10 protein-coding genes are annotated in these 14,153 nt (G+C 55.3%); 6 read left to right on the forward strand and 4 right to left on the reverse strand.

What is annotated here, in order from left to right; all coding sequences use genetic code 11:
* Positions 1 to 9 precede the first annotated feature (9 nt).
* From AYI87_RS12870 to AYI87_RS12880, 3 genes are all read left to right on the forward strand, one after another.
* Entirely contained in the window at positions 10 to 3,240 is a 3,231-nt protein-coding gene (locus AYI87_RS12870; RefSeq protein ID WP_144202624.1) for an efflux RND transporter permease subunit, read from the forward strand.
* A 322-nt stretch (positions 3,241 to 3,562) separates the two neighbouring features.
* On the forward strand, positions 3,563 to 4,477 hold the full coding sequence (locus AYI87_RS12875; protein ID WP_144202626.1) for a pepsin/retropepsin-like aspartic protease family protein: 915 nt from the start codon (positions 3,563 to 3,565) through the stop codon (positions 4,475 to 4,477).
* 718 nt (positions 4,478 to 5,195) lie between these two features.
* Positions 5,196 to 6,416: a carbohydrate porin gene (locus AYI87_RS12880; protein ID WP_144202795.1), complete on the forward strand. Its 1,221-nt coding sequence runs from the start codon at positions 5,196 to 5,198 to the stop codon at positions 6,414 to 6,416.
* A gap of 81 nt (positions 6,417 to 6,497) precedes the next feature.
* On the opposite strand, the gene AYI87_RS12885 is transcribed toward AYI87_RS12880, so the two are convergent.
* From AYI87_RS12885 to AYI87_RS12900, 4 genes are all read right to left on the reverse strand, one after another.
* Positions 6,498 to 8,777: an aminotransferase class V-fold PLP-dependent enzyme gene (locus AYI87_RS12885; RefSeq protein WP_144202628.1), complete on the reverse strand. Its 2,280-nt coding sequence runs from the start codon at positions 8,775 to 8,777 to the stop codon at positions 6,498 to 6,500.
* Between the two features lie 364 nt (positions 8,778 to 9,141).
* On the reverse strand, positions 9,142 to 9,603 hold the full coding sequence (locus AYI87_RS12890; protein ID WP_144202630.1) for a YhcH/YjgK/YiaL family protein: 462 nt from the start codon (positions 9,601 to 9,603) through the stop codon (positions 9,142 to 9,144).
* Between the two features lie 89 nt (positions 9,604 to 9,692).
* Positions 9,693 to 10,739, reverse strand: coding sequence for a DUF3080 family protein (locus AYI87_RS12895; RefSeq protein WP_144202632.1), 1,047 nt, complete (start codon positions 10,737 to 10,739; stop codon positions 9,693 to 9,695).
* 28 nt (positions 10,740 to 10,767) lie between these two features.
* On the reverse strand, positions 10,768 to 11,208 hold the full coding sequence (locus tag AYI87_RS12900; RefSeq protein WP_144202634.1) for a hypothetical protein: 441 nt from the start codon (positions 11,206 to 11,208) through the stop codon (positions 10,768 to 10,770).
* A gap of 117 nt (positions 11,209 to 11,325) precedes the next feature.
* Here AYI87_RS12900 and AYI87_RS12905 point away from each other — a divergent pair, with 117 nt between their 5' ends.
* The 3 genes from AYI87_RS12905 (at position 11,326) to AYI87_RS12915 (ending at position 14,145) form a co-directional block, all read left to right on the forward strand.
* Complete coding sequence (locus tag AYI87_RS12905) at positions 11,326 to 12,381, forward strand: alpha/beta hydrolase (protein WP_144202636.1); 1,056 nt, start codon at positions 11,326 to 11,328, stop codon at positions 12,379 to 12,381.
* A gap of 210 nt (positions 12,382 to 12,591) precedes the next feature.
* Complete coding sequence (locus AYI87_RS12910; protein WP_011867145.1) at positions 12,592 to 13,170, forward strand: LON peptidase substrate-binding domain-containing protein; 579 nt, start codon at positions 12,592 to 12,594, stop codon at positions 13,168 to 13,170.
* A 66-nt stretch (positions 13,171 to 13,236) separates the two neighbouring features.
* Positions 13,237 to 14,145: a pseudouridine synthase gene (locus tag AYI87_RS12915; RefSeq protein WP_260865137.1), complete on the forward strand. Its 909-nt coding sequence runs from the start codon at positions 13,237 to 13,239 to the stop codon at positions 14,143 to 14,145.
* Positions 14,146 to 14,153: the final 8 nt, after the last annotated feature.

Genomic DNA, 14,153 nt, shown 5'->3' on the forward strand with positions numbered 1-14,153 from the left:
GTAGCCCTTATGCTTCAGAAACTTATCGATAGCGCGATACGCAATCGGCTTCTGGTGGCCCTGGCGCTGCTGTGTGGTGTGGTAGCCAGTGTCGCCATGTTACCTAAGCTCAATCTCGATGCCTTTCCCGATGTCACCAATGTGCAGGTGACGGTCAACACCGCCGCCGAGGGGCTGGCGGCCGAGGAGGTGGAAAAGCTGATCAGCTACCCGGTGGAATCGGCTATGTACGCCCTGCCATCGGTGACCGAGGTGCGCTCCTTGTCGCGCACCGGCCTCTCCATAGTGACAGTAGTGTTTGCCGAGGGCACAGATATCTACTTTGCCCGCCAACAGGTGTTTGAGCAGCTGCAGGCCGCCAGGGAGATGATCCCTGACGGGGTGGGTGTGCCCGAGATAGGCCCCAACACCTCAGGCTTGGGACAGATCTATCAGTACATTTTGCGAGCCACGCCTGAGTCCGGTATAGATGCCGCCGAGCTAAGGAGCCTCAACGACTATCTGGTGAAACTCATCATGATGCCGGTAGGCGGCGTGACCGACGTGCTCTCCTTCGGGGGCGAGGTGCGTCAGTATCAGGTGCAGATAGAGCCCAACAAGCTGCGCAGCTATGGCCTCTCCATGGCCCAGGTGACCCAGGCGCTGGAGAGCAATAACCGCAACGCCGGTGGTTGGTTTATGGACCAGGGACAGGAGCAGCTGGTGGTGCGTGGCTACGGCCTGCTACCCGCAGGCGAGGCGGGCCTGGAGGCCATCGCCCAGATCCCGCTCACCGAGGCAGGCGGCACGCCGGTGCGGGTGGCCGACATAGCCAAGGTGGACTTTGGCGCCGAGATCCGTGTGGGCGCGGTGACCATGACCCGCCGCGACGATGCCGGAACGCCGCAGGCGCTGGGGGAAGTGGTTGCCGGCGTGGTGCTCAAGCGTATGGGGGCCAACACCAAGGCGACCATTGACGATATCTCGGCCCGCACCGCCATGATAGAACAGGCCCTGCCCAAGGGCGTCTCCTTCGAGGTGTTCTACGATCAGGCGGATCTGGTGAACAAGGCGGTAGAGACGGTGCGCGATGCCCTCTTGATGGCTTTCGTGTTTATCGTGGTTATCCTGGCGCTCTTCCTGGTGAACCTGCGCGCGACTTTGTTGGTGCTGCTCTCTATCCCCGTCTCCATCGGCCTGGCCTTGATGGTGATGGCCTACTTTGGCATGTCGGCCAACCTGATGTCCCTCGGCGGGCTGGCGGTGGCCATCGGCATGCTGGTGGATGGCTCAGTGGTGATGGTGGAGAACATCTTCAAGCACCTGACCCAGCCAGACAGGCGCCATTTCGATCAAGCCAAGGCGCGAGCCTCGGGTGAGTGTGACCCCTACCACGGCGAGGAAGATGGTCGGGAGGAAGGAGAGCGCAGCGGCATCGCCCTGAGGGTGATGCTGGCCGCCAAGGAGGTGTGTAGTCCCATCTTCTTCGCCACCGCCATCATCATAGTGGTGTTTGCGCCGCTTTTTGCCCTGGAAGGGGTAGAGGGCAAGCTGTTTCAGCCCATGGCGATGAGCATCATCCTGGCCATGGTGGCGGCGCTGTTTGTGGCCCTGATCGGCGTGCCGGCCCTTGCCGTCTATCTATTTAAGCGTGGCGTGACACTGAGGGAGAGCCCGGTGCTCAAGCCGGTTGAGGCCCTGTATCGTCACCTGCTTAGTGCCACCATGGGCAGGCCCAAGTTGGTGCTGCTGACGGCTGTGACCCTGTTTGCTATTAGCATGGCGCTGCTGCCAAGGTTAGGTACAGAGTTTGTGCCCGAGCTCGAGGAGGGCACCATCAACCTAAGGGTGACCCTGGCCCCAACGGCCAGTTTGACTACCTCGCTGGATGTGGCGCCTAAACTCGAGGCCATGTTGATGACCTTCCCCGAGGTCGACTATGCCCTGAGCCGTATCGGCGCCCCGGAACTGGGGGGCGACCCTGAGCCTGTGAGCAACATAGAGATCTATATCGGCCTCAAGCCGATCGAGCAGTGGGAACACGCCGAGAGCCGTCTCGAGCTACAGCGCAAGATGGAAGAGAAGCTGAGCGTCTTCCCCGGCCTGCTGTTTACCTTCTCTCAGCCCATCGCCACCCGCGTCGATGAGCTGCTTTCAGGGGTGAAGGCCCAGCTGGCGATCAAGTTGTTTGGCCCGGATCTCGAGGTGCTCTCCAGCAAGGGGCAGGAACTCAGCGAGCTGGTGTCGGGTATCGAGGGGGCGGTCGACGTCTCCCTGGAACAGGTGTCTGGCGAGGCCCAGCTGGTGGTGCGTCCCAAGCGCGATCTACTGGCTCGCTATGGTATTAGCGTCGATGAGGTGATGAGCCTGGTAAGCCAGGGCATTGGTGGTGTCAGCGCTGGGCAGGTGATCGACGGTAACGCCAGATACGACATTAATGTGCGTCTGGCCAGCCAATATCGCAGCGCGCCCGATGCGCTGGAGGATCTGCTGCTCAGTGGCGTAAATGGTGCCACCGTGCGCCTGGGTGAGGTGGCCGACGTAGTGGTCGAGATGGCGCCGCCCAATATTCGTCGTGACGATGTGCAGCGCCGGGTGGTGGTGCAGGCCAACGTGTCGGGACGCGACATGGGCTCTGTGGTCAAGGATATCTACGCCATGGTACCCCAGGCGGATCTGCCGCCGGGCTATACGGTCGTGGTTGGTGGTCAGTATGAGAACCAGCAGCGGGCTCAGCAGAAGCTGATGTTGGTGGTGCCCATCTCCATCGCCTTGATCGCCCTGCTGCTCTACTTCTCCTTTGGCTCCATCAAGCAGGTGGGGCTGATCATGGCCAACGTGCCGCTGGCGCTGATCGGAGGTGTGGTGGCCCTCTATGTCAGCGGCACCTATCTGTCTGTGCCTAGCTCCATCGGCTTCATCACCCTGTTTGGGGTAGCGGTGCTTAACGGCGTGGTGCTGGTGGACTCGATCAACCAGAGGCGCGCGTCGGGAGAAGCCCTCTACACCAGCGTGTATGAAGGCACAGTGGGACGCCTTCGCCCCGTGCTGATGACGGCGCTGACCTCGGCGCTGGGGTTGATCCCAATACTCCTGTCTAGCGGTGTGGGCAGCGAGATCCAAAAGCCGCTGGCGGTGGTGATCATAGGCGGCCTGTTTAGCTCTACCGCGCTGACGTTGCTGGTGTTGCCGACCCTGTATTGCTGGCTCTATGAGGCCAAGGTGCTTAAGGGGAGCAAGGAGTTAGAAGCCCTAGACTAGTTTGTTGCACCAAGACCAAGTGATTCGATGGGGCCAGGGATGGCCGGAGGCCGCGATGTTTTCAGTTTGCCATCGCAGTTGCGTCTCCTTGGTGACGCTCTAGGGCACAAGAAACCTTCTTTTCTGTCTCTCCTTATTCCTAACCTGTAGGGAGAGGCGAAAACAAGGAGTGCCCTTTAGCGAGCACGCGCGGCAGGACGCCGCGCTTTTTCCTATTATCTCCTATCTCCTGTAGCAGAGGTTTTGTTACATTTTATTGACAATTTTGGGCTCCCACTTTAGATTGACCGCCAAGGAATTCTCGTCAAATTAAGGATGATAGATGTTTGCCATCACCCGTAAATTATTGCTCCCTCTACTTGCTCTATTGAGCGCTTTCCCGTCTCTTGCGGTCACTAACTGGGTCGATTTCAAGATTATCGACGGCCACATAAACCTTCCTGTGACCATTAATGGCATAGAGGGGCGCGCCATCTTAGATAGTGGCTCCCAGGTCAATGCCATCAATTTGAGTTTTATCAATCGCCATGGTTTTGAGTTTGCCAAGGGAGGCAAAATCAATATCAAAGGGGTTTATGGTACCGAGACGCGTCAGCTGTTTAACAATGTTAACGCTAACTTGTTTGGCGCCGATATCGAGCTCGATCAGCTGGCGGGCCTGAGGATCGGTCATCATGAGGTACAGCTGCTACTCGGGGCTGGACTGCTTGAGAAATTTATCTTTCAGATTGATTATCCTAACCAGAGAATGAGGTTATTTGAGCGAGATTCGGTGGATCTGGCAAAGCTGGAAAATATTCGCATGGAGATGGATCGTGGTACGGGTCAGCCAGTTGTGCAGGTCGGCCTGAACGGCGAGAAGAAAGCCTGGCTTATCTTAGACACTGGCAACAGCGGCGGCTTGTTTCTAAAGCGACTGATGGCCACGGAAAATGATTGGTTAGACAAGTTTGGCAAGGAATCCGGTATGGGTGTTGGGGTTAATGGCATGGCGAGTACAGATAACTTTCGCATGCCCGAGGTGGAGTTTGGCCCCTTCACGCTGGAAAATGTAATGGTAAGCGTACCCGGTGAGGGAGAGGTTGAGCAAATATCTGGCCAGGCGAGTACCAGCTTCTCTCACATCAGAGGCAAGAATATTAAAGGTCTAGTGGGTTACGACGTGCTTAAACATTTCGTGTTAACCATAGATTATAAGAGTGGCCATATGCATGTCGGCCTGCCAGAAGAGTCGTAAGGTGCTAAAGTTTTTCACTTCGATTTAATCTGAAGCTGACAGAAGCTGTGCTTCTGTCAGCGCACGCTTTATACCCCATAGGTTCAGGGGGCTCAGCAGTTCTCCTCCTGTCTAGTCGATTTAAAATCTGTTTCATTTCACTTTAGTTCTTGGTCAGGCGCTCACAAATTTCCTAAAGAAATCTGCCTGCTATCGACGACAAGCTGTCCGTTGCGATAGCTAGTCTTCAGAGCTATCGAATGTCGAAGCTGTATTTCTTCTCTCTAATTATCTGACGTTTTCTTGTTTGTTTTCTCTGTAACCTCATTTGTGGCTTTCCAACTGGGTCATGCAGTCGTTTAAACTGATCTTCATATTAGTCATTGTTTGCCTAATTACTCTTGTGTTGATTTGAGCTGTTACTATTTGTGAGGCTAAGTTTCACCGACTTAGGGTGTTGGTATTTGTTCTTATATGTAATTAATGGGCGATTTGTGTTACATTTTCGCAGATAAGTTTTCACTTTTGCCCTGTTTTGTCGGATTTAATTCTATCTTTATGTTGGTTATGGCAGCGTTGATGGTTTTTATTGTTTGAGTTTAAATTATTACAACTCGATTTTTATTGGGGTTGTTCAAGTTTAGGCGTGATTAACCGCTAGTGGCACAAGTCCCTTGCTATCTATAAGGCAGATGGCAGTGTGAAAGCATAAAATTAAGTCAATCAAAGAGGATGAATGATGATTCGCTATACACTTGCAGCCAGTTGTATTGCGCTGGCCCTGAGCGCTAACGCAGGTGCCACCACGGTAGATGAGGAGCTTAAGGCGCTCAAGGCGCGCATCGAGCAGCTGGAGGCCGAAAAGGAGCAGGCACCCGAAGCAAAGGAGATGGACAAGTCGATCAAGTTTGGCGGCGCGGCCCGTTTCCAGTATTCCTATGAGGACTATTCCGATGCCAACGCCGATCGCGGTGGCGACTTCGACTTCGACCTATTTCGTATCGATGTGAACGGTAATCTGGATGACGTTATCTTCTCTGCCCAGTACCGTTGGTTCGAGTATATGAATGTGATCCATCACGCCTGGGTGGGTTACAACTTCGACGATGAGCAGCAGGGTAAGATAGGGGTAACCCAGGTGCCTTTCGGTATCCTGACATACGCCTCGAACAACTACTTCTTTAGCTCAAACTTCTATCTAGGCCTGGAAGACGACTACGACTTGGGTCTGAACTACACCTATAAGAGTGACGCTAACCGACTGGATCTGGCCTTCTACAAGAATGACGAGCAGGGTGGCCTGGACGGCTACGTGTCGGACCGCACCCACAGATACGCTTATGACGTGGTCGGCGTTCGTCTGCCTGGTGAGGGGATCTATGATGCGCCTACGGCTGGCTATGCCGCCGGTGAGAAGAACACCTTCAATGCCCGCTACAGTCATAATTTCGTGTTTGATGAGGTGAGTCTGGAGCTGGGTGTATCGGGCCAGTTGGGTCAGCTGGAGATCGAGAACGGCACGGATGGCGACCAGGTCGCGGCGGCGCTGCACGGCGTGGTCAATTACGATCGCTGGAACCTCAAGTTGCAGCTCACCGACTACAAATATGATGTCGATGGCATGGATGTGGAGCGCATGGTGGTTGCCGCCTATGCCTTCTATGACTCGATCCCCGCCGAGGCGACCAGTTATGTGGCCGACATAGCCTATAGCCTGCCGGTGGCCTGGGGGCCTGTGTCAAATCTGACCTTCTATAACGACTACTCGCTTGTTACCGACAAGCCTGGCGGGCAGAAAGATACCTTCATGAATGTGACTGGGGTGGCGGTCACCGCAGGTGGCCTCTATACCTATTTCGACTTCGTGGTGGCCGAGAACCAGCCCTTCATCGGCGGCTCTATGGTGGGCGATGGCGGTACCAACAAGCGCTTTAACATCAACTTCGGCTACTACTTCTAGTGGTCTAGTGTAAGCCAATAAAAAACCGCATCATTTGATGCGGTTTTTTTGTATCGGTCAGCTAAGCGGTAATAGCAAACCTTAACTGTCGCTCAGCGCGTAGCCGCCTTTGAGGTGGGCTATCTTGTTAAAGCCGAGTCTGTGAAGTGCTTGGGCCGCCACCAGCGAGCGGCTGCCGCTGCGACAGACCAGTACCCACTCGGCGTCACTCTCCTGCTTATGTTCCTGCACGAACTGCACCAGCCTGGTCATAGGCACGTTGATTGTCTGCTCACCCAGGGTGCCCAGCTCATGCTGCAGGGCGTATTCGTGGGGCTCGCGAATATCCAGTAACTTAAGCTGCGGCGACTGACCCAGCTGTAGCTGGAGCGACTGGCTGTCATACTCTTTCACCTTGGCCTTGCTGCAACCGTCGGTGTAGGCGCCGCAGATGATCTCGCTGCAGGCTTCATCTTTGAGATGGGTATCCAGTCTCGCCTTCTGCTGCTCGAACTGTGCCATAGAGATGGTGCCGTTGATCACCTCGTTGAGCAGTGGATTGACTCTGAACTCGGCGGCGAAGCTGGTGGTGAACTCGTTGTTGTAGTCGTGGCTCGGGCAGAGCAGGGTGTCGTCACCAATCAGGCTGTGTAGCAGCTTGAGGCTGTTGTACATCTGCTTGGCGCAGCTGCTGTCGAAGTTGGTGCGGCCCAGGCTACCCATCAAGATGAGATCGCCACAGAAGCCGTAGATCACCTCGCCTTGGGGTGAGCATAGCAGCAGGCTGATGCTGTCGTTGGTGTGGCCCGGGGTGGCGAGCTTCACCAGAGAGTACTGACCTAGGGAGATTGCCTGCGCCGGTCTGGCGCCTATCTCGGTGATCTGGTGATCCTCAGGCCAGCCCAGATGATCGCTCGTCTGCTGTGGCAGATACCGGGCGGCTAATGCCACGCGGCCCGAGACATGATCGGCATGACCATGGGTGTCAATGAAGGCGATAGGCTCTAGCTGCTGGCACTGCAGCAGGGTATCGATGCGTTGATAGAGTTCCGGCAGGGGATCGATAACCACCGCCTGTTTGCTCTCTTGGTCGGCATAGATCCAGCTGCAGCTGGAGCCAGACTTGAGCTGTACCAGGCCGTTCAGCGGTTTTTTGTCTGTTGTGGCATCGTCTGTGCTCAGGGTGAGACAGCTGTTGCCTAGGGCGTTGGCCGCGGACTGAATGCGCTTGCAGGCCTGATCCACCTCAGACTGGGTCATGGCCGGACCGAAGGAGAGGCGAATGGCCGACTCGCTCTGCCAAGCCGGTAGGCCCATGGCATCGAGCACGAAGCTGCGGGTGACCTTAGAGCTACAGGCCGAACCTGAGCTGACGCGGATATTGGCGGCATCGAAGAGATCCATGATCTCCTTGCTGCTAAAGCCAGGCACGGCAAAGTTCAGGGTGGTGGGCACGCTGTTGTCGAAGCTGTGATTAAACACCAGGGTCGGGAAGGCGTGCTTCAATGCCTGGGCCAGCTGCTCGCGGTAATCGACAAGGGTCGACAGGCTATGGAAGGCGCTGTCTTGCTCGGCCAGCAGCATGGCGAACACCTGATTCAGCGCCGCCATGCCTGGCAGGTTCTCTGTTCCGGAGCGCAGTCCACCCTCCTGGCCACCACCTGCGATGAAGGGGGTGAAGGGGGCTCCATCACGGATATAGACGAAGCCGATCCCCTTGGGGGCATACAGCTTATGACCGCTGAATGGCGCGTAGTCTATGCTGGTCTGCGCCAGCGCTAGCGGGCGTTTGCCCAGGGCCTGGACGCAATCCACCATCCAGAACACCTCAGGGTTGTGATCACGAATACAGGTATCGAGTGCCTTAAGATCTTGATAGACGCCGGTTTCGTTGTTGACCGCCATGGTGCAGATCATTAGGGCGTTGGGCACCTCTCTGGCGATGAAGTCGAGATCCAGTGCACCCTTGTCGTCGACGGGAATCGCCTTGAGCTCGGCGCCTATCTCTAATAGTTGATTCCAGTGGGCCAATGAGTTGGGCACCGCCTTATGTTCGGTCGCTCCATAGAGCAGGCTGTATTGCTTGTTGGGATCCAGGCTAGCCTTGGCCTTGATGAGGGCGGAGAGAATGGCGGTCTGTATGCCTTCGGTGGCGCCGCTAGTAAAGATGATATTGCCCTGGCCGCTTCCCAGGATCTGCTTGGCGCGCAGGCGGGTCTGCTCCATCAGGCTCTTGGCTTTCAGGCCCGTGATATGGCTGCTCGAGGGGTTACCGAAAAGGTCTTCCATGGCGCCCAGTGCCGCCTTGGCTGCCTGAGGCAGTACCGGGGTTGTCGCGTTGGCGTCTAGGTAGATCTGGCTAAGCGGGGATGTGTGGTGCATGGGATACTCGCTTCTTGCTGTTTTTATAATTAGAAAAAATTCCCATATAACAAAATGGTATATGTAATTCGATGTGGCTATATTAGCAGCTTGTGAGTATTGATCAAGATCATGTTTTTGGCGCCAAACAGGCATTTTGAAGTGGGGTTTGTACAAGGGGCTAGGTATGAGAATTCGGAGATAGCCGCATAAGAGAAGCGGCATCAGAGGCTATGTGAGTGGAGGGAGCATCGGAATATGGCTATGGCGGGCGAGGATTCGCCCGGGTAACATTTTGTATCAGATGGGGAACAGGCGAAAATGCCAGATTGCAAAACGCCCGCGACAGGCGCGGGCGTTAACAAACAGTAAAGGCCAACAGACTCTAAATTTTCACCTTGATGACCACCTTGCGCACCTTCTGCGGCGTCGCCGATACGCCCGGCATATGCATGTCCTGAGGAAAGAAGAGGGCAAACATCCCGGCCTTGAAGGGAATAAAGACGGCGCGCGCCTTGTTTGACTCATAGTCATACTCGGCGTAGTCGTGTTTGTCGTAGTAGGGCTTGGATGGGGTCTGATCTGCCAGGGGCAGATAGCCAAACTCCTCTTCGCCGCTCACCACATACTGAACGTCGATATATTTGCGATGCACCTCGAAGGGCTCGACCTCTCTGGGTTTGGTCTCATAATCGTTGACGATGACAAAGATATCTTTGCCCTCCAGCTCATAGTTGCCCACTGGTAATTGGGTGAAATCTGTCTCTTTGAGGTGTTGCAGTGCCTTGGCAATGCGCGGTCCCAGGTTGGCGTAGTGTGCCAGGTTATCTAAGGTGTCTAAGATCATGATTGGAGGCTCGGGCTTGTAAAGAGCCGATAGTGTAGCAGGCTTTTTGGCCGGCAAGATAGCCTGGGATGTAGCAGCTTATCTAGCGGTTAGGTGGAGGAGCCTGGCTGGTGAATGTTGCAGCTCTCCCTGAAGACCTGCCACCACTTGACGTGTCTGCGCATCTGAGATTTTAGCTGCTCCGGCAGGGCACCTGGTTGCTCGCCGAAGTAGTGCTCGATGAAGGCCTGATGGTTACTGCCGGCAAAGAGGGCGAGTAGCGGTTCACTCAGGCGATAATGCAGCTGATTGAGCTGTGACAGATAGGCCTGAGTCTGGGCCAGGTAGTATTTATGAAATACATTCTGCAGTATCTCCTGTTTGCGGTTGGCATGATTGGGTCGACAGGCGACCGATGCGCTATGTAGCTGCAGATAGTCGTTGAGGGCAATGAGCTGCGACTGACTGTAGGCGAGGGATCTCAGGTATCTTTGCAGTAGTGTTTGGTGTGCCATCTGGGCGAGGGCGGGCTCTATCTGGGCCGTGTCTATCTGCTGCCACTGGCGCTGCTTGATGTGACCTTTTATGCTCAGCAGTTGGCCGATTGCCGATTCGAGCTCGAAGCGACCGGCGCGCATCTCATCGAGTACTAGGGAGTCGTAGCCGATAAATAGGCTCTTGGTGAAGCTCTTGTCTCTGGTGAGCACCCGATTAAAGTAGGTCATCGCATGAGCTTGTTTCTGCTGGAGTGCCTGTGTCAGCTTGGTCTTAAGCTCCCCCTCATCCAAGGTGTCGATACAGGCGGGCGCCAGCTGAATAAAGCTTATCTGATAGATGAGTTGTTGACTGGGCGGTGCCACCTTGCCCAGGGTGCTGTTATGGTCGGCGATGAGGCGGCCCAGGGGGCAATGGCCCAGAGACAGGGTGTCGAGAATCGAGATGGTGAGAGAGGCCTGTTCTTGTCTGTCGGCCTTGCCGAGCTGCATGGGCTTAAATTCCGGGGGCGAGTAGGGCTGGTCTATCACATGGGCCAGTCGCTGGCTGTAGTTCTGCCAGAGATAATCCACATCCTTGGCGCGCTGACAGCCAGGCAGCCAGAGTAAGAGACAGAGTATCAGCAGGCCCTTGGTCGATAGTCTGACGTGAGTCTGTGGCAAGTTGACTCCTTCCGAGAATGGGGTGAATTTAGGCTAGGTTTTTCTGCTCAGCCTCTCGGGTAGCTTGCAGGCCGTGGCGCTCGAAACTATCGCTGATGCGGGAGATGAGCCTGTCGTTGAGTCTGAGGTTAACCCTGATAACTTCTGTGTCTGTCGCTATCTCCAATCCGGCGGGCATTAGGTGGCAGCCAGTAATATCTCTATAGGCGATCTGGGTCTCCTTGCCAAGGTCTGTCCTGCCTGTGAGGGGGATATTGATAAAGGCGATCGCCCGAGGTGTAAAAACGATCTCTTGTTTCAGTAATGCGCCAGCCCAGATGAGCATTGCCAGGCAGTAGCCCATAAAGAGGCACCATTGGTCATCGAAGGCGCTCAGGAAAAGCTGCTTTATGATAAACAGGCTGGCCGTCAACGTGATGATGACGTAGGCGAGTGTTTGATAGGGCTTAATTGTTAGCGTGTCGTCCATTTTGATCCTCAGTGACCTCCTGCCACCGGCCTATTTTAATCGCGCTGACAAGTTTAGTGCAATTCTTATAGAATGGCTTAAGCCATGCACACAGATAAATTCAGGGAGCCGAGTTAGGTGCTTAAGTTACGTTTTCTTGCCGGGCCGACCGCCTACAAACAGATCGCCGAGCAGGGGCTAAAACCCGAGCTTTTCACTCAGGTGTTGGCGGCGTCGGGTGGGCCCAAATGGCTTGGCATAGCCGCGCTGGATAAGTATCTGTTTGGCACCTTCTTCAAGGCGAGACAGACGCCGCTCTATACACTGGGGGCCTCATCCGGCGCCTGGCGTCTGGCCTGTTTGGCACAGCAAGACCCACTGGCGGCCTATGAGCGGTTGGAGCGGGAGTATATTGGCCAGCGTTACGAGACCAAGCCCACGGCGAGCGAGGTATCGCATAAGGTAGCCGGTATCGTCTCTGGCATATTGGGGGCGCAGCAGGGGGCGGATATCGTCGGCAATCCTGTGATCAAGAGCCATTTCATCGCCTGTCGTGGCCGTCATCTCAACCGTTTGTCCCATAGAGCCGCACTTGGCGCCGGTCTTGCCACCACCGCGGTCACTAATCTGCTGAGTCGCCGCACCCTGGGATGGCACTTCGAGCGTTACCTGTTTGGCAGCGGCGGCGTCGCCTCGCCCTTTAATGAGTTAAGGGATCTGCCGGGTCGTCACCTTGCCCTGACCGGGGAGAATATTGCCCAGGTTCTGTTGGCGACCGGCTCTATCCCATGGGTGCTGGCACCTGTTGAGCGCATCGAAGGGGCTCCTGCCGGCCACTATTACGATGGCGGCATCACAGATTATCACTTCGATCTGCCGCTGGCCCACGCGCCTGGATTGACCCTGTATCCCCACTTCTACAGCAAGATTCTGCCCGGCTGGTTCGACAAATCCTTGCCCTGGCGGCGGGCCAAACATAACTATGACAACGCTCTGATTTTGGCTCCAAGCGAGTCATATTTAAACCAACTTCCCTATGGCAAGCTGCCGGACCGAAACGACTTTAGCCGCCTCAATACCGAGGAGCGGATACGCTATTGGCGACAGGCGGTGCAGATGAGTGAGGTGTTGGCAGACGACTTAGATAAAGTATTAAAAAGTGGCGATATTATGCGTCACATTAACACTTTCTAATGAAATGGCTGCAACAAAAGGGAATCTTTCTGGGTCTAATAAGCGAAGGATCGGGTATTTTGATTGGCATGGCATCGCCGATCCAATAATGGCGTTTCGAGCAGTAATTTTGACAACTGCTACACTTTATCATTATTGCTCCTTGGTTAATTTTTAGTCGCACTGACACGACACTCACGGCGATCACCGACCAAGGGGGAGGAGGTTGCTATGTTGACTCAAGAGATGGCGTTGATCACCCGCGACGAACTACTTTTGCCCGACGGCAGAATAGAGATACGAGTGGCGGGGCCTAGCAGCTTGAAACTGATTGCCGAGGTGCTCAAGGGGCACTTCCCCCTGGCCTTTGCCATGTCACGGCCTCAGGCCAATCCCCCCTGTTATCCGCTGGCGACTCAGTGCGAGATCATAGATTTTAATCAGCTCGAAGACGATTGTTTAGGCCTGGTGCTGGAAGGCAAGCAGAGGGTGAAGATCTTCTCGGCGGCCAAGCGGCGCGACGGTAACTGGATCGCCAGGACGCTGAGCTGTAACAATTGGCGTGAAGAGCCTATCAAGGGCGAATTTGAGCTGATCAGTGCAGCACTAGAGCAGTTCTATCTGGTCAATCCCGCCTTGCAGGAGCTATATGCGGATCTGCACTTGGAAGATGCCACCTGGGTCAGCCAGCGTTGGCTAGAGGTGCTGCCCCTGTATAATCGTGACAAGCAGGTGCTGGTCAATCAGCCCGATTGTCACAAGACGATGGATTTTGTACTCGAACTGATCAAGTCCCACGCGGGGCAATAATTTGCTCTCATCCGGGCCGCAAATTTTGATACCATGGCCGCTCCTTCATCTTTAGGCCTTTCTGTCATGGTTCGCGCGGCTCAAGCCTCCTTCATCGTATTACCTCAAATCCATAATTCCCCGGCGAGTGTTTACGATTATTTCTGTCAGCGGTTCGATAATATTTCCGCCGATGTTTGGCGCGAACGCTTCATCCAGGGCAAGGTGCATTGGCAAGATGGTCAGCCGCTGGAACTTACCAGCGCCTATCGGCCTCAGCAGAAGGTGTACTACTACCGTGAGGTCGCCCATGAGGAGACGCCTCCCTTTAGCGAGTCGATTCTGTATCAAGATGAGCAGATAGTGCTGGCCAACAAGCCCCATTTCATGGCGTTGCATCCGGGTGGTGAGGTGATTAATCAGTGTTTAATCAACCGGCTAAGGGAGCGCACGGGCTGTGAGACGCTGATCGCCGCCCATCGTCTGGATCGCGCCACCGCGGGCATAGTCTTGCTGGTCAAGCAGAGTGATAGCCGCGACGCCTACCATGGCCTGTTTCGCCATGGGCAGATCACCAAGGAATACCAGGCCTTGGCGCGTCTTACCCCAGAGCTACTGGCTGATTATCTCGCCGGTAAACTTAGCCTGCCCAGACGCTGGACGGTGAAGAATCGCATCGATAAGGGTACACCAAGCTTCACCATGTGCATCGTCGACGGCGAGGTCAATAGCCACTCGGAGATCGCCCTGGTGAGCGTCGAGGGAGAGATTGGTCGTTTCGAACTGATGCCGATCACCGGCAAGACCCATCAGCTGCGCCTGCACATGAACAGCCTGGGGATGCCGATCCTTAACGATAATTTCTATCCGACTCTATTACCCAGAAGCGCCGAGGATGTTGCTCAGCCGATGAAGCTGCTGGCGCGTCGTCTCGCCTTCGTGGATCCTGTCACCGGTCGAAAGCTGGATATCCGCCTGCCGGAACTGTCTCTTTAGAGCTGCTG

Origin of the sequence: Shewanella sp. KCT (assembly GCF_007636505.1) — a bacterium.
In the GTDB taxonomy this organism is placed as follows: Bacteria; Pseudomonadota; Gammaproteobacteria; order Enterobacterales; family Shewanellaceae; genus Shewanella; species Shewanella halotolerans.

Bases quoted from the DNA above. Each gene is read 5' to 3' on its own strand.
- AYI87_RS12885 (WP_144202628.1), bottom strand. From the start codon at position 8,777: ATGCACCACACATCCCCGCTTAGCCAGATCTACCTAGACGCCAACGCG.
- AYI87_RS12875 (WP_144202626.1), top strand. From the start codon at position 3,563: ATGTTTGCCATCACCCGTAAATTATTGCTCCCTCTACTTGCTCTATTG.
- AYI87_RS12915 (WP_260865137.1), top strand. From the start codon at position 13,237: ATGGTTCGCGCGGCTCAAGCCTCCTTCATCGTATTACCTCAAATCCAT.
- AYI87_RS12880 (WP_144202795.1), top strand. From the start codon at position 5,196: ATGATTCGCTATACACTTGCAGCCAGTTGTATTGCGCTGGCCCTGAGC.
- AYI87_RS12900 (WP_144202634.1), bottom strand. From the start codon at position 11,208: ATGGACGACACGCTAACAATTAAGCCCTATCAAACACTCGCCTACGTC.
- AYI87_RS12890 (WP_144202630.1), bottom strand. From the start codon at position 9,603: ATGATCTTAGACACCTTAGATAACCTGGCACACTACGCCAACCTGGGA.
- AYI87_RS12910 (WP_011867145.1), top strand. From the start codon at position 12,592: ATGTTGACTCAAGAGATGGCGTTGATCACCCGCGACGAACTACTTTTG.
- AYI87_RS12870 (WP_144202624.1), top strand. From the start codon at position 10: ATGCTTCAGAAACTTATCGATAGCGCGATACGCAATCGGCTTCTGGTG.